Source organism: Rhizobium sp. 'Codium 1', assembly GCF_020889605.1.
GTDB classification, from domain to species: Bacteria; Pseudomonadota; Alphaproteobacteria; order Rhizobiales; family Rhizobiaceae; genus Allorhizobium; species Allorhizobium algae.
Genome location: NZ_JAJGPW010000004.1, coordinates 353088 through 371539, shown reverse-complemented (window position 1 = coordinate 371539; position 18452 = coordinate 353088). Strand labels below are relative to the sequence as shown.

17 protein-coding genes are annotated in these 18452 nt (G+C 61.1%); 10 read left to right on the top strand and 7 right to left on the bottom strand.

What is annotated here, in order from left to right; genetic code table 11:
• The first annotated feature begins 165 nt into the window (after positions 1-165).
• Entirely contained in the window at positions 166-528 is a 363-nt protein-coding gene (locus LJE98_RS13320) for a gamma-butyrobetaine hydroxylase-like domain-containing protein (RefSeq protein ID WP_229575696.1), read from the top strand.
• On the opposite strand, the gene LJE98_RS13315 is transcribed toward LJE98_RS13320, so the two are convergent.
• Positions 509-1000: a MarR family winged helix-turn-helix transcriptional regulator gene (locus tag LJE98_RS13315; protein WP_229575695.1), complete on the bottom strand. Its 492-nt coding sequence runs from the start codon at positions 998-1000 to the stop codon at positions 509-511. The genes LJE98_RS13320 and LJE98_RS13315 overlap by 20 nt on opposite strands.
• Before the next feature lie 47 nt (positions 1001-1047).
• Here LJE98_RS13315 and LJE98_RS13310 point away from each other — a divergent pair, with 47 nt between their 5' ends.
• Together LJE98_RS13310 and LJE98_RS13305 are read left to right on the top strand one after the other, a co-directional pair.
• On the top strand, positions 1048-1974 hold the full coding sequence (locus tag LJE98_RS13310; RefSeq protein WP_229575694.1) for an alpha/beta hydrolase: 927 nt from the start codon (positions 1048-1050) through the stop codon (positions 1972-1974).
• Between the two features lie 69 nt (positions 1975-2043).
• Entirely contained in the window at positions 2044-2652 is a 609-nt protein-coding gene (locus tag LJE98_RS13305) for a pyridoxamine 5'-phosphate oxidase family protein (RefSeq protein ID WP_229575693.1), read from the top strand.
• Between the two features lie 12 nt (positions 2653-2664).
• Here LJE98_RS13305 and LJE98_RS13300 read toward each other — a convergent pair whose 3' ends face one another.
• Positions 2665-3729: a GGDEF domain-containing protein gene (locus tag LJE98_RS13300; RefSeq protein WP_229575692.1), complete on the bottom strand. Its 1065-nt coding sequence runs from the start codon at positions 3727-3729 to the stop codon at positions 2665-2667.
• A 216-nt stretch (positions 3730-3945) separates the two neighbouring features.
• The gene (locus LJE98_RS13295; protein ID WP_229575691.1) at positions 3946-5553 is read right to left on the bottom strand and encodes a fumarate hydratase; all 1608 of its coding nucleotides are present in this window, start codon (positions 5551-5553) and stop codon (positions 3946-3948) included.
• 174 nt (positions 5554-5727) lie between these two features.
• Here LJE98_RS13295 and LJE98_RS13290 point away from each other — a divergent pair, with 174 nt between their 5' ends.
• Positions 5728-6600 (top strand): diguanylate cyclase domain-containing protein, encoded by an 873-nt coding sequence (locus tag LJE98_RS13290; protein WP_229575690.1) that lies wholly within the window; start codon positions 5728-5730, stop codon positions 6598-6600.
• 51 nt (positions 6601-6651) lie between these two features.
• Here the strand turns inward: LJE98_RS13290 and fumC are convergent, their stop codons facing one another.
• The gene (gene fumC / locus LJE98_RS13285; protein WP_229575689.1) at positions 6652-8040 is read right to left on the bottom strand and encodes a class II fumarate hydratase; all 1389 of its coding nucleotides are present in this window, start codon (positions 8038-8040) and stop codon (positions 6652-6654) included.
• Positions 8041-8488: 448 nt separating this feature from the next.
• Between fumC and LJE98_RS13280 the strand changes: the two genes are divergently transcribed.
• Positions 8489-10363 (top strand): L,D-transpeptidase family protein, encoded by a 1875-nt coding sequence (locus LJE98_RS13280; RefSeq protein ID WP_229575688.1) that lies wholly within the window; start codon positions 8489-8491, stop codon positions 10361-10363.
• 72 nt (positions 10364-10435) lie between these two features.
• Here LJE98_RS13280 and LJE98_RS13275 read toward each other — a convergent pair whose 3' ends face one another.
• Positions 10436-11107 carry an HAD family hydrolase gene (locus LJE98_RS13275; RefSeq protein ID WP_229575687.1) on the bottom strand — a complete coding sequence of 224 codons (672 nt, stop codon included), beginning with the start codon at positions 11105-11107 and terminating at the stop codon, positions 10436-10438.
• A 147-nt stretch (positions 11108-11254) separates the two neighbouring features.
• Here LJE98_RS13275 and rpiA point away from each other — a divergent pair, with 147 nt between their 5' ends.
• The 3 genes from rpiA (at position 11255) to gor (ending at position 14019) form a co-directional block, all read left to right on the top strand.
• Positions 11255-11956 (top strand): ribose-5-phosphate isomerase RpiA, encoded by a 702-nt coding sequence (gene rpiA, locus LJE98_RS13270; protein ID WP_229575686.1) that lies wholly within the window; start codon positions 11255-11257, stop codon positions 11954-11956.
• A 17-nt stretch (positions 11957-11973) separates the two neighbouring features.
• The gene (locus tag LJE98_RS13265) at positions 11974-12516 is read left to right on the top strand and encodes a DUF2059 domain-containing protein (protein WP_229575685.1); all 543 of its coding nucleotides are present in this window, start codon (positions 11974-11976) and stop codon (positions 12514-12516) included.
• Between the two features lie 114 nt (positions 12517-12630).
• Positions 12631-14019 (top strand): glutathione-disulfide reductase, encoded by a 1389-nt coding sequence (gor, locus tag LJE98_RS13260; RefSeq protein WP_229575684.1) that lies wholly within the window; start codon positions 12631-12633, stop codon positions 14017-14019.
• 443 nt (positions 14020-14462) lie between these two features.
• Here gor and LJE98_RS13255 read toward each other — a convergent pair whose 3' ends face one another.
• The gene (locus tag LJE98_RS13255) at positions 14463-15323 is read right to left on the bottom strand and encodes a hypothetical protein (RefSeq protein ID WP_229575683.1); all 861 of its coding nucleotides are present in this window, start codon (positions 15321-15323) and stop codon (positions 14463-14465) included.
• 242 nt (positions 15324-15565) lie between these two features.
• Here LJE98_RS13255 and LJE98_RS13250 point away from each other — a divergent pair, with 242 nt between their 5' ends.
• Together LJE98_RS13250 and LJE98_RS13245 are read left to right on the top strand one after the other, a co-directional pair.
• Positions 15566-16942, top strand: a complete 1377-nt coding sequence (locus LJE98_RS13250) for a class II 3-deoxy-7-phosphoheptulonate synthase (RefSeq protein WP_229575682.1) — start codon at positions 15566-15568, stop codon at positions 16940-16942.
• 79 nt (positions 16943-17021) lie between these two features.
• Entirely contained in the window at positions 17022-17420 is a 399-nt protein-coding gene (locus tag LJE98_RS13245) for a GFA family protein (protein ID WP_229575681.1), read from the top strand.
• A 6-nt stretch (positions 17421-17426) separates the two neighbouring features.
• Here LJE98_RS13245 and LJE98_RS13240 read toward each other — a convergent pair whose 3' ends face one another.
• A complete protein-coding gene (locus tag LJE98_RS13240; RefSeq protein WP_229575680.1) occupies positions 17427-18173 on the bottom strand; it encodes a hypothetical protein in 747 nt (248 codons plus the stop codon).
• Positions 18174-18452: the final 279 nt, after the last annotated feature.

Below are 18452 nucleotides of genomic sequence, written 5' to 3'. Positions count from 1 at the left end.
CGGCGGGTGTGTGGTCCAACCGGGTTCTCCTGTCCGTTTCAGCCAATGTGGGGCCAAGTCCTTGAAGCGTCAAGTTGACACCGGGCGCAGCGTCGATATCCGATTGCAAACGCCTGCCGTTGGCCCTAGGTCTGCACCAGCCGCACCAAGCAAGACGAGGGTCGCATGAGCGAGATCTGGCCGAGTGAATTGAAAGTGTCGAAAGACAGACGTCACCTGACCGTGACTTTCAACGACGGCGTCGTGGCATTGCTTCCGGCTGAGATGTTGCGGGTCCTGTCGCCTTCCGCCGAGGTTCAGGGGCATGGCCCCGGGCAAAAGGTAACCGTGCCTGGCAAGCGCAATGTTGGCATCAGGCAGATGACGCCGACTGGAAACTATGCCGTGCGGATAGGCTTCGACGACGGGCATGATACCGGCATCTTCACCTGGCTCTACCTTCGGGAACTGGGCGAAAGCGGTGCCGAGAAATTCGCTGCCTATGAGGTGGAACTCGCCGAGAAGCACCTCAGCCGCGATCCTCGCTGATTTCCAGATCCTGCATGTCATCCGATGACAGCATGCGCTGAACGAGCAGGTCCATGTTGTCGGCGAGCCGCTGGCACTCGTCGACTGGTGTCGCCGACAAGGTGCGCTCGATGAGTTCCGTCTGGATGCGCATGGCCTCTTCGCTCAGGGCCCGTCCTTCGTCTGTCAGGGAAAGCCTCAATACTCGCTTGTCCTTTTGGTCGGGCCGACGCTGCAGCAATCCTCGCTTTTCCATCTGCGGCAGCAACATGCTCATGTTCGAGCGTCCGACGAGCAGCTTGCGGGCCAGTTCCTGCTGGGAGATCCCCTCGAACCGGTAGAGGTTGACGAGGATGTCGAGATGCGGCGGCTTGATGTCGAGGGGCGCGAGGGCACGGGCCAGGGCTTGCTGCATCAACTGACAGGCTCGGGCGACCGATATCCAGCTGCGAAATCGAGGATGGTCCCAGGGGAGGGCTTGTTTTTTGTTCATTCTTGTACTTTATTGTTCAGCATTGAACATTTGATGGGACTCTGACTATGCCATCCTTTCCTCTCAAGGTCACCCGCCTGGCTTTCGCGCAGATGGAGAAGCTCTCTCCTGCTTTCGCCGGGCGCCTCGCCTTCGAGCTCTTCTGCCGGACGCCTACCCGCCGCCCGAAAGGCGCAAAGGCGACGGAGGTCTTTCTCAAGGGGCGCAATCGCCTGCGGCAGGCATCCACCGTGCGTCTCGCCCTGACACGGGGGATGGCCGCGGCGCATCATCTGCCCTCGGACCCGAGCACCGGGGAGACGAAGCGGGTTCTGGTCGTTCATGGCTGGGGTTCGCGGGCGGAATATTTGACCGATCTTGCCCTCGGCATCCGGGAGACCGGCGCGGAAGTCGTCGTCCTCGATCTTCCCGGTCATGGGGCATCGAGCGGACGGCGGCTCGATCTGAAGATCGCTGCCGAAGCGATCGTGGCGGCCGAGCGGCATTTCGGGCATTTCGACGGTGTCGTCGGCCATTCCTTCGGCGGGGCTGCGGTAATGATGGCTGCGGGGCGCGTGTTTCCCGATCTTCGCCAGTTTCAGCCTGGACGCATCGCACTCATCGGCTCGCCGTCCAGCATGGGCGAGGTATTCCAGGGCTTCGCTGCGATGGTCGGCCTCGGGCACGGCAGTATCGGTGCAATGCGGGGCAGGGCGATGGAACTGGTCGGTGCCCGTGTGGAAGATCTCGACGGTGTCGGGGTGGCGCGGCGGATCGACAGGCCATTGCTGGTCGTTCATGCCGAGGACGACAAGGAGGTGAATGTTGGCCATGCGCAGCGCTATATCGGTGTGTCACCACATGTGCGCCATCTCTGGGCCAACGGACACGGTCACCGCCGGATCGTCAGTGCGCCCGAGGTTATCCGAGCGGTCGCGTCTTTCCTGACGGAAGCCGACAGCCTGGGCCGCTTGGATGCCCGAGCCGTGTCATAGAGCCGTCATGCGACTTCCCTAAGCCGCGTTCATCGGAAATAGTCCGTCCGGTAACAGTGGGAGCGCGTCATGACGATCATCAGCAGTGTCGAGGAGTTGAAGGCGATCTATGGTGAGGTCACGGTAGCCTCGACCGCCAAGGTCACGACATATCTGACTTCCGCCTACCGGCAGATGATCGAGATGTCGCCTTTCGTCGCGCTGGCGACGGTCGGGCCGGAGGGATTGGATTGTTCCCCTCGGGGCGACCGCGATGCAGTTGTTCGTATCGAGGACGAGAAGACGCTGGCGCTGCCGGATTGGCGCGGCAACAACCGCGTCGATTCGCTGGTCAACATCGTGCGGGACCCGCGGGTGGCGCTGATGTTCCTGATTCCCCGCTCCAGCAGCGTCATGCGGATCAACGGGCGAGCCGTCGTCTCGGTCGCGCCTGATCTGCTTGCCAGTTTCGAGATGGAGGGACGCCATCCGCGCAGTGTCGTCCTGGTGACGATCGACGAGGCCTATTTTCAATGTGCTCGGGCGGTTCTGCGCGCCGAACTCTGGAATGTGGAGCGACAGGTCGCTGCAGCCGATCTCCCGACACCGGGGGACATGCTGAAGGCAGCCCAGGCGGACTTCGATCGTGAGACTTATGATCGTGAGTGGCCCGCGCGAGCGGCCAAGACCATGTGGTAGCGCCGCCGTCGCTCAGCGCTTATAGATCAGCCAGCTCTTGGCGAATTCCTTTTTCATGCCGTCCTCATAAGCCTTCGTGCGATTGCGACCGGTATTCTTGGCGCAGTAGAGGGCGATATCGGACCTGGAATAAAGTTCGCCGGCATCCTCGGCATCCGCAGCCATGGCGAAGCCCAGAGATATGGTGATCGGGCCGTAATTGACCCCGGTTTTCGAATTCTTGAAGGGTGTCGTTTCCAGAGCGGTGCGGATGCGCTCGCATATCTGGAACATTTCGTCAGCGGTGTTGCCCTCGACGATGATGGCAAATTCTTCCCCACCGGTTCTTGCGACGAAACAGTCCTTGCGGACATTGTTCCGGATGACGGTGGCGACGGTTGCCAGGATCTTGTCGCCTACGGGATGGCCGTAGGCGTCGTTGACCTTCTTGAAATTGTCGATATCGGCCAGGACGAGTGCGGCCAGAGGTCTGGCGCCGCTCGTGTAGACGGCGGCGAATTTCTCGTCGAAGGCGCGGCGATTGGCGATGCGGGTCAGCGAATCCGTATTGGCAATGCGCTTGTATTCGTCGAGTTCGCGCCGGACCTCGTCCATTTCCTGAGAGCGCTGCGACATCTGAACCACTGTCTCCTGGCCGTGGGCCATGGTCGAGCCGGTGGCTTCCGTCAGTATATTGATGGCGCTCCGCAGGATGTCGGTGCTGTTGGCACTCTTCGAATTGATGCGGTGATAGGTTTCGCCCAGCAGGCGGTTGTAGCTCTGCAGCGAGTTCTGTTCCTGTTGCAGGGTCCGCAAGAGCCCGTCCAGTTCGCCGATCAGCTTGCCATGGGCGTTTTCGATTACACGCGTCTGGTGATGGCCGAAATACTGCTCGCCGATGGCGTCGAGTTCGTCTTGTGTTGCCTTGCCGCCAAGAGCGGCAAGTTCGCGGGTGAGCGACGGGTTGGAGCCGATATAAGCTTCGTAGAACAGCTCATAGTTCCGCGGAATGGGGGCAACCCCCATCGAGCGCATGGCGTAGGTGATGTGTGCCGCAACGTCAGGTGCCTGCGTCTTTGGCGGTGGCGCCGTCGTCATTCGGCCAACTCCAGTGATCGTCACTCAGCCCGTGAAGAGCCTGGATAAAAGTAGGGGTAAATGATTGGAAAATGTTTAACTGTCGCGCAATGATAAGTCGTCGGTTCGAAATGGGCGATTGACGATTTCTTTCCTTAAGTATCTGCGAAACAAGTAATAACTGCCATTGCGGCGCTTGCCCTCCGCAACGGCAGTTCTCTCGTCATTGTCGAAAAATCAGCCGAGATTGAATTCCTGGAAGAAATCATTGCCTTTGTCATCGGTTACGATGAAGGCCGGGAAGTCTTCGACCTCGATCTTCCAGACGGCTTCCATGCCGAGCTCGGGATATTCCAGAACCTCGACCTTGCGGATGCAGTCCTGGGCGAGGCGGGCTGCCGGGCCACCGATCGAGCCGAGATAGAAGCCGCCATGGGTCTTGCAGGCCTCGCGCACGGCGCGCGAGCGGTTGCCCTTGGCAAGCATCACCATGGAGCCGCCGAAGGACTGGAACTGGTCGACATAGCTGTCCATCCGGCCGGCTGTCGTCGGGCCGAAGGAGCCGGAGGCGTAACCGGTCGGGGTCTTTGCGGGGCCCGCGTAGTAAACCGGATGGTTCTTCATGTAGTCGGGCATGCCTTCACCCTTTTCCAGCCGCTCGCGGATTTTGGAATGGGCGAGATCGCGGGCGACGATGATCGTCCCAGTCAGCGACAGGCGTGTCTTGACGGGATGCCGCGTCAGTTCTGCGAGGATCGCGCTCATCGGCTGGTTCAGGTCGATCTTGACCATCGATGAGGAGAGCGCGGTATCGTCGATGTCGGGCATGTATTTCGACGGATCGGTTTCAAGCTGTTCGATATAGATGCCATCCCTGGTGATCTTGCCCTTGGCCTGCCGGTCGGCGGAACAGCTCACCCCGAGGCCGATCGGCAGAGAGGCGCCGTGGCGGGGCAGGCGGATGACACGGACGTCGTGACAGAAATACTTGCCGCCGAACTGGGCGCCGACACCCATCGACTGGGTGAGCTTGTGGATTTCCTGTTCCATCTCGATGTCGCGGAAGGCATGGCCACTTTCCGAGCCTTCGGTCGGGAGGTCGTCGAGATACCGTGCCGAGGCCAGCTTGACCGTCTTCAGGGTCATTTCGGCGGAGAGGCCGCCGATGACGATCGCCAGATGGTAGGGCGGACAGGCTGCCGTCCCTAACGTGAGGATCTTCTCCTTGAGGAAGTCGATCATGCGGTCATGGGTCAGAAGCGAGGGCGTGCCCTGATAAAGGAAGGTCTTGTTGGCCGAGCCGCCGCCCTTGGCCATGAACAAGAACTTGTAGGCATCCTCGCCCTCTTCATAGAGGTCGATCTGGGCCGGCAGGTTGGTCTTGGTGTTCTTTTCCTCGAACATCTTGATCGGTGCCAGCTGCGAATAGCGCAGGTTGCGGCGCTCATAGGCGTCGCGTACGCCTTCGGCAAGTGCCGCGTAGTCCTGCCCGTCGGTCCAGACGCGACGACCCTTCTTGCCCATGACGATTGCGGTGCCCGTGTCCTGACACATGGGCAGGATGCCGCCGGCGGCAATGTTGGCGTTTTTCAGGAGGTCGAATGCGACGAAACGGTCGTTGTCGGTCGCCTCGGGGTCCTCGAGGATCGAGGCCAGTTGCTTCAGATGGCCGGGACGCAGGAGATGGTTGATGTCCGATAGCGCGGTCTCGGCCAGCAGGCGCAAGCCTTCGGGTTCGACGGTCAGCATTTCCTGACCCTTGAAGGTCTCGACGGAAACATGGTCGGAGGTGATCTTGCGATAGGGGGTCAGGTCTTCGCCAATTGGGAACAGATCGTCTGCCATCACGGGGCCTTTCGCGGCATAAGCTGGAAATTCCGGTGGTTTACGGGCAAGGGCTTAAGATTTCAATGCGCCGAAAGCCTTACGCTGCGCATTGACAGGACGGGTGACCTTCTGGGAAAGCGCCTTCGCGCAAACAGCGTCATTGGGTTCGACAGAGCAGGAGCGAAACAAGGCATGCCAATGGACTACGCCAACCGAGCGAAATGGCATCGGTCGATCGTCGCCAAGATATTCCTGATCAGCTTTGTCTGCATCCATGTTCCGCTGATAGCGCTCCTGATCAATTTCGGAACGGCGCCGCAATCCGATGCGCTGACGATCGGACTCGTCGTGCTCGGCGCCACGCTCGCCGGCACCATCGCCTGTCTCGTGACCATGTGGTGGCTGACGCGGCCACTGCGCAATCTGGCGCTCGCGATCAGCCGTTATCGTATCGGTGGCCCCTTCGTGGACGAACACCTCAACAAACATGGCGACGACGAAATCGCGGTCGTGACACGGGCCGTCTGCGGCATGGTCGGAGAGATCTCGGCGCTCGCCGAACGCGTCGACGGCCAGCCGGGGCTCGATCCCCTGACGGGCCTCCTGAACGGCAGTGCCGCCTATGGCATGCAACTGGCAAATCTTGCACGACAGATCGGTGGCGGCGCGGAAGTCGTGGTTGCGGTTTTCGAGCTGGAAGCAACCAATGCACCGCTGGCGGGGCTTGAGCGCGAAACCATCGATCTCACGCTCGTCGCCGTGGGCGATGTGGTGCGCCAGCATTTTGCACCCCGGCAGGTGGCGGCACGGATGTCCGACAAGACTTTCGTGCTGGTCTTCGCGGGAGATGCGCCGGCCACTGTTTCATCCTGTTGCGAGACCATCAGGCGCGACGTGGCCGAGCTGGAGGTCGGCTCCCTGGCACGCGGTACTCTGCGCGTCACGTTCGGGATTGCCATTCGCCGCGGCAACGAGGCCATGGCCGACCTGCTGCATCAGGCGGACATGGCGCTCTTCCGGGCAAAGGATATTCGCCGGACAGGTCTTGAAGTGTTGCAGCGCTGAGCGGGCGCGCGAATGCGGCAGATCGAATATCGCCGCCGCATTGCCGTTTTGTCACTGCGGTCCGATCATCAGTTCCGGACGCACAAACTGGTCAAACTCCTCGTTGGTGAGGTAACCTCCGCCGACCGCTTCCTCACGCAAGGTCGTGCCGTTCTTATGGGCGGTCTTGGCGATCTTGGCGCAGGTGTCATAGCCGAGGCGGCTGTTGAGCGCGGTCACCAGCATCAGCGAATTCTCCACGCCCTTGCGGATATTGTCCTCGCGGGCCTCGATACCGACGACGCAGTTGTCGGTGAAGGAGACCGCGGCATCGCCCAGGAGCTGGACCGACTGCAGGAAGTTGTAGGCCATCATCGGATTGTAGACGTTGAGCTCGAAATGGCCCTGGCTGCCGGCAAAGGTAATGGCCGCCTGGTTTCCGAAGATGTGCGCGCAGACCTGGGTCATCGCCTCCGACTGGGTCGGGTTGACCTTGCCGGGCATGATCGAGGAGCCGGGCTCGTTCTCCGGCAGGGCCAGTTCGCCGAGACCGGCCCGGGGACCGGAACCGAGGAAGCGGATGTCGTTGGCGATCTTGAAGAGCGCGGCGGCCGCCGCATTGATTGCCCCATGGGCGAAGACCATGGCGTCATGGGCCGCGAGCGCCTCGAACTTGTTCGGTGCGGTGACAAAGGGCAGGGCAGTGATCTTCGAAATTTCCTCGGCCACCTTTTCGGCAAAGCCGATGGGTGCATTCAACCCTGTTCCGACGGCAGTTCCACCCTGGGCGAGCTCGTAGAGCCCCGGCAGTGTAATCTCGATCCGCTTGATCGACGACGCGACCTGGGCAGCGTAGCCGGAAAATTCCTGGCCGAGCGTCAGCGGCGTTGCATCCTGCGTGTGGGTCCGGCCGATCTTGATGATGTGGTCAAAGGCCTTGGCCTTGGCGTCAAGAGCCGCGTGCAGGTGTTTCAGGGCCGGCAGCAGGTGGTGGACGACATGCTCGGCGGCGGCGATATGCATGGCCGTCGGATAGGTATCGTTCGACGACTGGCTCATGTTGACATGGTCGTTGGGATGAACCGGGTTCTTGGATCCCATTTCACCGCCCAACATCTCGATCGCGCGGTTGGAGATCACCTCGTTGGCGTTCATGTTGGACTGGGTGCCGGAACCGGTCTGCCAGACGACAAGCGGGAAGTGCTCGTTCAACTTGCCGTCGATCACCTCCTGCGCCGCCGCGACGATGGTGTCGCCGATGGCCGGGTCCAGCTTGCCGAGCGCCATGTTTGCGCGTGCGGCTGCCTGCTTGACGATGCCGAGTGCGCGAACGACCGGCAGAGGCTGCTTCTCCCAGCCGATCTTGAAGTTGCCGAGTGAGCGCTGCGCCTGGGCGCCCCAATAGCGATCGGAGGAGACCTCGATCGGGCCAAAAGTGTCGGTTTCAGTACGGTTTTTCATCTGATGTCCTGCCTTTGACAGTTGCTCTGGCTGGCGCCGCGAATTCTTCCTGCATTTAGGTGGCTGCAGGCCGCTTGCAAGCCGATCAATATAATTGGACTGTCGGTGTCAAGTAATTCTGCGCCGAGTCGGCGGGGGCGTTCTTGACCTGCAGCTGTGTCGTTTTCAGCACGTGTCACGACAAATTGTCTGCCGATTTCTGGGGGCATACGGGGCGGCACGGTACAGGCCTTGTTAACATCAATCAAAATTTAACGAATGTTTCCATTTAGTTTGCGTCGCGGCGGTGGCTGCGATCACGGGTCGGGTTACGCTAGGTTGCCGTTGCCGGGCGGAGGTCTATGTCACCGTTCAACTTTTCAATGAAAAGCCGATGGGCTAGTGATCCGCGCAACATCCGCATGTGCCGCAAGTCCGTCGAGACTTCGACCGGGAAATGGAACAGAGAATGACGAGAAAGACAAAATTCGTAGTCACAGCGCTCCTCGCTGCGACGACTGCCGTCGGGACCTTGCCGGGTGAGGCCACTGCTACGACGCTTCTCGATCTGCTCCGCGGCGGCCCGGGTCGCCAGACCAAGCAGCAGTCTGCTCCCGCCTCGCTGGAGCAACAGGCCCGCGGCGGGCTCGAGATGGGAGATCCCGAGCCGTTGCCGAAGGTGACTGGCCCGCAGTACCACACCTATAAGCCGGAGGCGCAGCGCGCCATCAAGATCAAGCTGCCGGCTGCGGAGCCTGGCGCTGGCACCGCTGCGGCACCTGCGACCCAAGAGGTCCTGGGCGCACGTCGTTTCCTTTCCGAGGTTTCCGTGCGGGCCACGGACGAGGTCGCAAAGACCGTCGAGGCCTATTATGGCAAGGCCAATGCGCCGCTGATCTGGACGGATGGCGAGGTCGTTTCCGAGCGCGGCCATGCGATGATCGAGGCGCTCGCTTCGGCCGATGCGGTTGGTCTTTCTCCCGATGACTATGCGGTGACCCTGCCGTCCGAGACAGTCGATGCCGCCGATCCGGAGAAGCGTCAGCGCGAGCTGATGGCGTTCGAGATCGCCCTTTCGGCAAAGGTCCTGACCTATGTGCAAGATACGGGGCGCGGCCGGATCGATCCCAATAAAATCTCCGGGTACTACGACTTCAAGCGCAAGAGTGTGAACCTTGCCCCGGTGCTCGACATGCTGCGGAAGAGCCCCGATGTCGCCGCCTATCTGCGCAATCGCGATCCGAAGAGCCCGCAATTCGTTGCCCTGCGCGACGAGCTGGCCCGCCTGCGGGTCGAGGATGCGCAGGCCTCGACGCAGCGGATCACCATTGCGCCGGGCACGCTGCTGAAGCCCGGGCAGAGCAATCCGGAACTCGCTAATGTGGTGGGTGCCCTGAAGCAGGTGGCGTCCGATGCTATCCTGACCGGCCACGCGGCCACGCTTTCTGCCTACACCAATACACCGGAATACACGCCCGAACTGGTGGCGCTGATCGAAGCGTTCCAGAAGGAAAAGCGGCTGAAGCCGGATGGTGTCGTCGGACCTGCCACCATTCGCGCCATGACCGGACACAGCAATGCCGAGAAGATCGCTAAGCTGCAGGTCGCGATGGAAGCCGTGCGCTGGCTGCCGGCCGATCTCGGATCGCGCTACGTCTTCATCAACGCACCCTCCTTCCGTGCCTCCTACTTCAACGAAGGCAAGGAAGAGGTTTCGATGCGGGTGGTCGTCGGGTCGAGGGCCAACCAGACCTATTTCTTCCAGGACCAGATCCAGACTGTCGAATTCAATCCCTATTGGGGCGTTCCGAAGTCGATCATCGTCAACGAAATGCTGCCCAAGCTCAGGGCCGATCCGTCCTATCTCGACCGTCTGGGCTATGAAGTGTCCTATGGAGGCCGCAAGGTTGCGTCGAGCCAGATTGACTGGAATGCCACCCATGCCGTCGATGTCCGCCAGCCGCCGGGTGGCGACAATGCGCTGGGCGAGTTGAAGATCCTCTTCCCCAATGAACATGCCATCTACATGCATGACACGCCGTCGAAGAGCTATTTCAGTCGGGATATGCGGGCACTCAGCCATGGCTGCGTTCGTCTGGCCGAGCCGCGCGTGATGGCGGCGGCCGTCATGGGCACGACGGTCGAGGAGATCGGCAAGCAGATCGCATCGGGTCAGAACCGCGCCGTCCAAGTGCCGCAGAAGATCCCGGTCTATGTGTCCTATTTCACGGCCTGGCCGAACGGTGACGGTGTCGTCGAGTATTTCGACGATGTCTACGGCCGTGACGGCTACACTGCCAAGGCCTTCAAGGCGACGACGGATGCACGCGCGCCGCGCGCCTGATTGTACCGGACGAAAGCCGAAAACATGAAATGGCGGGCCGCTGGTCCGCCATTTCTCGTTTTCGAGAATGGTTCAGCGGGTCAGCCGCTCAACGAGTTCGACGGTCAGTTCGTTGAAATGCCCGATCACATGAGAGGCGCCGAGTTCTTCCACCGGCACGTCCGAATAACCGAAATCCACGGCGATCGAGGGGATGTCGCCATTTCGGGCCGCCAGGATGTCGTTGATGCTGTCGCCAATCATCAGCACCTTGTCGGGCGTGCCGCCAGCCCGCTCGACGGTCGCGAGAATATGCGCCGGGTCTGGCTTGCGAAAGGCGAAAGTGTCGCCGCCCGCGATTGCCGTGAAATAGGAGGTGAGCTCCAGGCGCTCGACCAGGGGAAGCGCCAGGCGTTCCATCTTGTTGGTGCAGACGGCCATCCTGAAGCCTGCCGCGCGCAATCGGTCGAGGGCTTCGACGAGGCCCGGATACGGGCGGCTCTTGCCCGGCATGCCGGCTTCGTAGTGATCGATGAAGCAATCGAGCAGGGCAGGGATATCTTCGTCCGGCAATGGCGCACCGCGCAAAGCAAATGCGCGCTGGATCATAACGCGTGCGCCCTGGCCAACGAGATGGGTGAGGTCTTCGTAGCCCACCGGCTGCAGGTCACGCGTTGCAATCGTGTGGTTGAGGCTTTCGACAAGATCGGGTGCCGTATCGATCAGGGTTCCGTCGAGGTCGAAGACGATGGTCGTTGCGGTCAAGACGAAGCTCCCTTGCGAACTGATCAGTGCCGCCGGGGGTAGGGGAAATCCTCTGAAAAGGCAACGCCGCATGGCGATGCGGGGCTTTCACTCGGCCAAGGAGGCGTGTAAACAGCATCCAACGAAACGGACGGGAGCTTTCGGCGCATGGACGCCCGCGAAATGAAGATCAAGGCCGCAGCTGCGGCGCTGGAGCATGTCGAAGACGGCATGCGTCTCGGGATCGGAACTGGTTCAACCGCGGAAGAATTCGTTCGGTTGCTGGCGGAAAAGGTTGCCGGGGGCCTGAATGTTGAAGGCGTGCCGACGTCGGAGCGCACCGCGCGTCTCTGCGTCGAACTCGGCGTGCCGCTGAAGTCACTGGACGAATTGCCCGAGCTCGATCTGACCATTGATGGCGCCGACGAGATCGATACCGGTTTCAGGCTGATCAAGGGCGGCGGTGGTGCGCTGCTGCGTGAAAAGATCGTCGCTGCGGCTTCAAAGCGCATGATCGTCATCGCCGACGAGACAAAGCTGGTCGACACGCTCGGCGCCTTCCCTTTGCCGATCGAGATCAACCCGTTCGGGCAGGCCTCCACCCGGCTTGCAATCGAACGGCTCGCCGCGGATCTCGGTCTCAGCGGGCCGATGATGCTCCGGACCCGTTCCGACGAAAGCCTGTTCATGACCGATGGTGGACACCTCATTCTTGACGCATCTTTTGGCCGCATTCCTGATGCAGACGCTCTTGCAAGCCGGCTCAATCAAATCCCCGGCGTGGTGGAACACGGCCTTTTCATAAACTTGGCATCGCTCGCGATCATCGCCGGACCGGCGGGGGCAAGGGTGATGGAGCCGAAGAACTAACAGGAGCATTGAATTTCATGATCAGCTTTACGGGTATGGGCCGCCTCGCCTCGATCACCGTCATCGCCGGTAGCCTTGCGCTTGGTGCCGTTTCGGCGAAGGCACAGGACGTGCCGGCCGAGCACCTGCAGTCGGCACGCGAGGCGATCAGCGCGCTCGGCGTCACGAACCGCTTCGACGCGATCCTGCCAAGCATCATGGATCGGCTGACGGCCCAGCTCATCCAGGCCTACCCGAACCTGCAGGACGTCATCTCTGTCAAGGTCGAGGAAGAAGCCCTCAAGCTCGCCGCTCGCCGTGCCGACCTGGAACGCGAAGCAGCGCTTGTTTACGCCAAGGCGTTCACGGCTGAAGAACTGAACCAGATCACGGCGTTCTACGGTAGCGAAACCGGCAAGAAGCTTCTGAAGGACGGCCCGATCGCGACGCGTGAACTTCTGAAAGCTGCCGATATCTGGACCGCCGGCATTGCCCGCGATCTCGAGCAGCAGGCGAATGCCGCCCTGCTTGCCCAGGTTCAGGCCGAGCAGCCGGCAGCGGCCGAAGCGCCGAAGCCCTAATAGAATCCGATTGGATATTCGAGCCCGGGCGTCGTCCCGGGCTTTTCTTTTTGTGGTTCCACTTCCTATATCAGATGCAGTTTCAGCAAGCGCCCGAGCGGGCAAGGAGATCCCATGAGCCAGTACGACTATGACCTCTTCGTCATCGGCGGTGGCTCAGGCGGGGTTCGCAGTGCCCGCGTGGCCGCTTCGCTCGGCAAGAAGGTGGCGATCGCGGAAGAGTACCGTTTCGGCGGAACCTGCGTCATCAGAGGCTGTGTGCCGAAGAAGCTGTTCGTCTACGCTTCGCAGTTCCACGAGCATTTCGAGGATGCGGTCGGCTACGGATGGACCGTCGGCAAGAGCTCGTTCGACTGGCCGTCGTTGATCGCGGCCAAGGACAAGGAAATCGATCGTCTGGAGGGCCTCTACCGCAAGGGGCTGGATGGTGCCGGTGTGGAGATCCTGGAGACACGCGCCGAGCTCACCGGCCCGAACAGCATTCGTCTGGTCAAGTCCGGCCGGGAGGTGACGGCCGAACGCATCGTGGTCGCCGTTGGTGGCGCCCCCAACCCGCATGCCGCGCTGCCGGGCTATGAGCACTGCATATCCTCCAATGAAGCCTTCCACCTCGAGACATTGCCGCGGTCCATCCTGATCGCTGGGGGTGGTTATATTGCGGTGGAATTCGCCAACATCTTTCACGGGCTCGGCGTCGAGACCACGCTGATCTATCGCGGCGCGGAGATCCTCAGCCGCTTCGATCAGGACATGCGCCGTGGGCTGCACGAGGCCATGGTCGACAAGGGCATCCGCATCCTTTGCCATGACCATGTGCAGAAGGTGTCGAAGTCGGCTGCGGGGAACCTCGAAGTTGAGACGATCAACAATGGTCGTCTCGTGGTCGAACAGGTGATGCTGGCGCTTGGACGCGATCCGAACACGACGGGGCTCGGGCTCGAGGCCGCAGGCGTCGAGACGAACGAACGTGGCGCGATCGTGGTCGATCAGTATTCTCGCACGAACGTGCAGAGCATCTTTGCACTCGGTGACGTGACCGATCGGGTGCAGCTCACGCCTGTCGCGATCCACGAGGCGATGTGCTTCATCGAAACGGAATACAAGAACAATCCGACCTCGCCGGATCACGAGCTGATCGCAACCGCGGTCTTTTCGCAGCCGGAAATCGGCACTGTTGGACTTTCCGAAGAGGCCGCCGCGAAGAAATTCGAGGAGATCGAGGTTTATCGCGCCCAATTCCGCCCGATGAAGGCGACACTTTCCGGTCGGGCCGAAAAGATGATCATGAAGCTGATCGTTAATGCTGCCGACCGCAAGGTCGTCGGCGCCCATATTCTCGGCCACGACGCCGGCGAAATGGCGCAACTTCTCGGGATCACGCTCAAGGCTGGTTGCACCAAGGACGACTTCGATCGCACCATGGCGGTACACCCGACCGCCGCGGAGGAGTTGGTGACCATGTACAATCCGAGCTATCGGGTCCGGAACGGCGAGCGGGTCTGACCCGTCGCCGTTTCATCCGAACCGAGCCTGGTCAGGCGGGCCTCGACGGAGGTCCGCCGGGTGAAATCAGAGTATCGAGATGAGATCCAGACCCAGGACAGGTGCCGATAGCGCAGCAAGGGTCAGCAAAGAAAGCAGTGCTATACGAAGCCTGCGGTTTTTGCGGGTTTGGACGCCGGTCCAATCATACGCCATCACACGATCCTCATGATCACACGGGAAGCTACAAAGTCTTCCCAAACACAACATTACGCCCCCGTGGATCGAGGTAGAGGGCGAGGCTTGCGCGGAGCTAACCTCTGGCATGTGCGGGCACGGTGCTATGGCGGTGCGCCTGCTGACATCGCATGCTGTCATGAAGGCCGCGCTTTGCAAGATATTGCTGAAGGACGGCCGGGTTGCAGGCTGTGAATTGTGTGGGTAACCGTGTTGCGCTGCGGTAGTCAGCTCTGCTTGATCCAGTCGATCGCGGGGTCCCACAATGTGTCCCGGAAGGCTGAGCGGAAGAAGCCGAGATGGCCGACCGCCCCGCCGGCCTCAATCGGTGAAATCCAGCGAATCTCGGTCGGTGCCCGGCTGTAGTACTTCAGCAGGGCATGCTGTGCTTTCGGCGTGCCCCAGGGGTCGTCGGTGAGGCCGATTGCGAGAATGGGCGTCTGGACCTCTGCGAAACGGCGCGCCGCATCCATCGTTGGATCGGCGAAGAAATAGTCGGGATGCCGACCCCAACGTGCCCATTCGCGATAGACGCTGCCGGGCAGCGTTTGCCCGAGACCAGCCCGACCGGGCACCTTGCCGAGTAGGACTGCCAAGGGCACGCCGACGAGATTCATCTGGCTGAAGACCCGGAAGCGCGGCTTGGTATTGCCCCAGTAGCCGGTCATTGTCGCGACCATCAGATAGCGGGAAAATCTCTCGGCCCGTCCGCCCAGCGCCAGAACCTGGCCGCCGAAGGACTGGCCGATGCCGACCATGCGGTGGTCCGGTGCTTCAAGTTCCAGCCGATGAAGGGCGGCCGGCATGTCAAAATGGGCCCAGTCGCGCATCAGGAGCGGGCGTTTCCAACTGCTCGGCGCCTGGGAGCCGGCGACGCCGCGATAGTCATAGGTCAATGCCGCCCGGAAGCCGTGGCGCAAGACGAGGTGCTCTGCAAATTTGGCATAGAAGCCGCGCGGCACGGCCGCGGCGGAGGAAATCAGGGCGAGGGGGCCATCCCCTGATCCGCGGAAAAGCGTTGCGTGCAACGGAAAGCGGTCCGACGCCTCGAAGGCAATGTCCGATCGTTCCATATGATGCGGTCTCATGTCGAACCTCCCGTTCCGAATGCCGGTTCGGAGATTACGTTTACGTGAAGGTAAATTCAATCTCGGGTTTCCAAGTCACGAGACTGCGCCTGCTTTTGCAAAGCATTCCCAGTCGTCGCAGGTGGCCCATGAGGTTCCGAAGAGCCTAAACAACGCCTTTCCAAGCGGTGATTAACCGTTTATAAGCCCCCATCCCATGCGGCCGGGAGGTTGCCGCAACCAGTATTAGACAGGTGACGACCATGGCGCAGAATTGGACCCCGAGCAGCTGGAGACAGAAGGCGATCAAGCAGGTTCCGTCCTATCCGGACCTCGACGCGTTGAAGGCTGCCGAGCATCAGCTTTCGACCTATCCGCCGCTGGTCTTTGCGGGCGAAGCCCGTCGCTTGAAGAAGTCGCTGGCCCAGGTCGCTGAAGGCGAAGCCTTCCTGCTGCAGGGCGGTGATTGCGCCGAAAGCTTCGCCGAACATGGCGCCGACAACATCCGCGACTTCTTCCGCGCCTTCCTGCAGATGGCCGTCGTCCTGACCTTCGGTGCGCAGTTGCCGGTGGTGAAGGTCGGGCGTATCGCCGGCCAGTTCGCCAAGCCGCGTTCGTCCGACATGGAAAAGATCGGTGATGTCGAGCTGCCGAGCTACCGTGGCGATATCATCAACGGCATCGAATTCACCGAAGACGCACGCATTCCGAATCCGGAACGCCAGTTGATGGCCTATCGCCAGTCGGCGGCCACGCTGAACCTGCTGCGCGCCTTCGCCATGGGTGGTTATGCCAATCTTGAGAACGTGCATCAGTGGATGCTCGGTTTCATCAAGGACTCGCCACAGGCCGAGCGCTACCGCAAGCTCGCCGACCGCATTTCCGAGACCATGGACTTCATGAAGGCCGTGGGCATCACCTCGGAGAACAATCCGAGCCTGCGCGAGACCGATTTCTTCACCAGCCACGAAGCCCTGCTTCTCGGTTATGAAGAGGCGCTGACGCGCGTCGATTCCACGTCCGGTGACTGGTATGCAACGTCCGGTCACATGATCTGGATCGGCGACCGTACCCGCCAGGCGGAACATGCACATCTGGAATATTGCCGGGGCATCAAGAACCCGATCGGTCTGAAGTGTGGCCCGTCTCTCCAGGCGGACGATCTTCTGAACCTGATCGACATCCTGAACCCGCAGAACGAAGCCGGCCGCTTGACCCTGATCTGCCGCTTCGGTCACGACAAGGTCGCAGAGCACCTGCCGCGCCTCATCCGCGCCGTCGAGCGCGAGGGCCGCAAGGTCGTCTGGTCCTGTGATCCGATGCATGGCAACACGATCACCCTCAACAACTACAAGACGCGCCCGTTCGAGCGGATCTTGTCGGAAGTCGAGAGCTTCTTCCAGATTCACCGTGCGGAAGGCTCGCATCCGGGCGGCATCCATATCGAAATGACTGGCAAGGATGTCACCGAATGCACCGGCGGTGCGCGTGCCGTGACAGGCAATGATCTGGCCGATCGTTACCACACCCATTGCGATCCGCGCCTCAATGCCGACCAGGCGCTTGAACTCGCCTTCCTGCTCGCCGAGCGGATGAAGAGCGGTCGTGACGAGAAGCGCATGATGGTTGCGAACGGCTGACACATAGGTTCAGTAATCCGAGTTTGACGACCGGGCGGGCTTCATCGAAGCTCGCCCGGTTCTCGTTTTGGAGGTGAGCATGACGGAAGACAAGACAGGGCGTTGCCTGTGTGGCGCAGTAACGATCACGGTCACGGGTAAACTCGGGCCAGTCAGCTATTGCCATTGTACGCAATGCCGGCGGCAGACGGGTCTTTACTATGCAACGACGGATGCCGCCCTGAGCGAGGTCGAGATCAGCGGGCGCGACAGGATCGGAGCGTTCCGGGCGAGCCCCGGCGCCGAGCGCGCCTTCTGCCGGGATTGCGGCTCACCACTCTACTGGAAGGCGGACGGCGAGCAAAGGATGTCGCTGATGGCCGGATTGTTTCCCAATCCGACAGGGCTCGAAGGAGGCTATCACATCTACTGCGCCGACAAGGGCGATTTCTACGAGATCGACGACGGATTACCGCAATACCCGGCGGGCAGCAGCTGAGGCGCGTCAGGCGGCGGCTGCGTTCTCGATCTTGCCCAGTTGCGCCAGAGCAAGATGGTAGGATTGGTCGATGGCCACGAACTTTGCAGACTGCCAGGTGAAATAGTCTTCGATGAAGCGGCTGGTGAGCAGCAGCTCGCCCCGTCGGCGCGGCTGCTCCCATGCGAGCAGGCCGTCGGTTTCGGCCTTCTTGAACATGCGCTTCAAGTTGGTCGTCGAGACCTGATACATCTCGCTCAGTTCCACCAGCGTCACCGGGCCACAGGAGATGGCGGGTGCGGTCCGGTCGACATTGTCGAGGCGCGAGAAGAGGTCGTGGAGGATGATGCCACCGAGGTCGGACCAGAGGAAATGGCCAATCGTGTCAGGGGGGGCCAGCCAGAGGGGATCCGAAACCATGATGTCGGCTCCGATCGGCTGGGCGATCAGGAATATCCTCTCCTCGGCCAGAGAGGTCATTTCACGATTGCCGCCATCGAGCCTGTCAAGGCAGGCGAGGTGGCCGTTGAACCAGCTGCGCATGCCGTTGAGGCTGAGCTCTGTTGGCTCCAGAACGCGCACTCGCTTGTCCGGTACATCCGGCACGTCCCGCAGGAACTTGTAGGCGACCAGCTCGGCGAGGTAGCCGGTGGCGGTGTTGCGGCTGGCAGCACCCAGGCGCATCACGGTCTCAACGAAACGCGTCGCCGTCAGGCCGGACAGCGGGTCATCTTCGCTCCGGCGAAGCGCCAGTGCAAAGACGGATTGTGTCATCAGCCATTTCCGATGGGAAGCCTTGAGGCGGGACATGCGTGGAGTCCGGATGTGGATGCCAATGAGATGTTGTGCGATCTGCTTTTCAATGTCCGGGTAGAGGGGATGTGCTGCAATTTCAGCACGCGTCATTAGCTGCATGGTAACGGCTCGGCTCAAAACTTCGAATTTGATCAAGGACTTGGGTAAACTGCTTGGCCATGCCAAGAACAGTTTGGGCAAATACTGTCCAGCGGTCGGATTGGGTCAATAAAAAAAGTCTACGCCAAATATGGGGAG

What these genes read in the sequence shown, in the direction of transcription:
- LJE98_RS13240 (WP_229575680.1), bottom strand. Translation starts at nt 18,173, where the DNA reads ATGACACAATCCGTCTTTGCACTGGCGCTTCGCCGGAGCGAAGATGAC.
- LJE98_RS13320 (WP_229575696.1), top strand. Translation starts at nt 166, where the DNA reads ATGAGCGAGATCTGGCCGAGTGAATTGAAAGTGTCGAAAGACAGACGT.
- LJE98_RS13245 (WP_229575681.1), top strand. Translation starts at nt 17,022, where the DNA reads ATGACGGAAGACAAGACAGGGCGTTGCCTGTGTGGCGCAGTAACGATC.
- LJE98_RS13310 (WP_229575694.1), top strand. Translation starts at nt 1,048, where the DNA reads ATGCCATCCTTTCCTCTCAAGGTCACCCGCCTGGCTTTCGCGCAGATG.
- rpiA (WP_229575686.1), top strand. Translation starts at nt 11,255, where the DNA reads ATGGACGCCCGCGAAATGAAGATCAAGGCCGCAGCTGCGGCGCTGGAG.
- gor (WP_229575684.1), top strand. Translation starts at nt 12,631, where the DNA reads ATGAGCCAGTACGACTATGACCTCTTCGTCATCGGCGGTGGCTCAGGC.
- LJE98_RS13315 (WP_229575695.1), bottom strand. Translation starts at nt 1,000, where the DNA reads ATGAACAAAAAACAAGCCCTCCCCTGGGACCATCCTCGATTTCGCAGC.
- LJE98_RS13295 (WP_229575691.1), bottom strand. Translation starts at nt 5,553, where the DNA reads ATGGCAGACGATCTGTTCCCAATTGGCGAAGACCTGACCCCCTATCGC.
- LJE98_RS13250 (WP_229575682.1), top strand. Translation starts at nt 15,566, where the DNA reads ATGGCGCAGAATTGGACCCCGAGCAGCTGGAGACAGAAGGCGATCAAG.
- fumC (WP_229575689.1), bottom strand. Translation starts at nt 8,040, where the DNA reads ATGAAAAACCGTACTGAAACCGACACTTTTGGCCCGATCGAGGTCTCC.
- LJE98_RS13305 (WP_229575693.1), top strand. Translation starts at nt 2,044, where the DNA reads ATGACGATCATCAGCAGTGTCGAGGAGTTGAAGGCGATCTATGGTGAG.
- LJE98_RS13300 (WP_229575692.1), bottom strand. Translation starts at nt 3,729, where the DNA reads ATGACGACGGCGCCACCGCCAAAGACGCAGGCACCTGACGTTGCGGCA.
- LJE98_RS13280 (WP_229575688.1), top strand. Translation starts at nt 8,489, where the DNA reads ATGACGAGAAAGACAAAATTCGTAGTCACAGCGCTCCTCGCTGCGACG.
- LJE98_RS13255 (WP_229575683.1), bottom strand. Translation starts at nt 15,323, where the DNA reads ATGAGACCGCATCATATGGAACGATCGGACATTGCCTTCGAGGCGTCG.
- LJE98_RS13265 (WP_229575685.1), top strand. Translation starts at nt 11,974, where the DNA reads ATGATCAGCTTTACGGGTATGGGCCGCCTCGCCTCGATCACCGTCATC.
- LJE98_RS13290 (WP_229575690.1), top strand. Translation starts at nt 5,728, where the DNA reads ATGCCAATGGACTACGCCAACCGAGCGAAATGGCATCGGTCGATCGTC.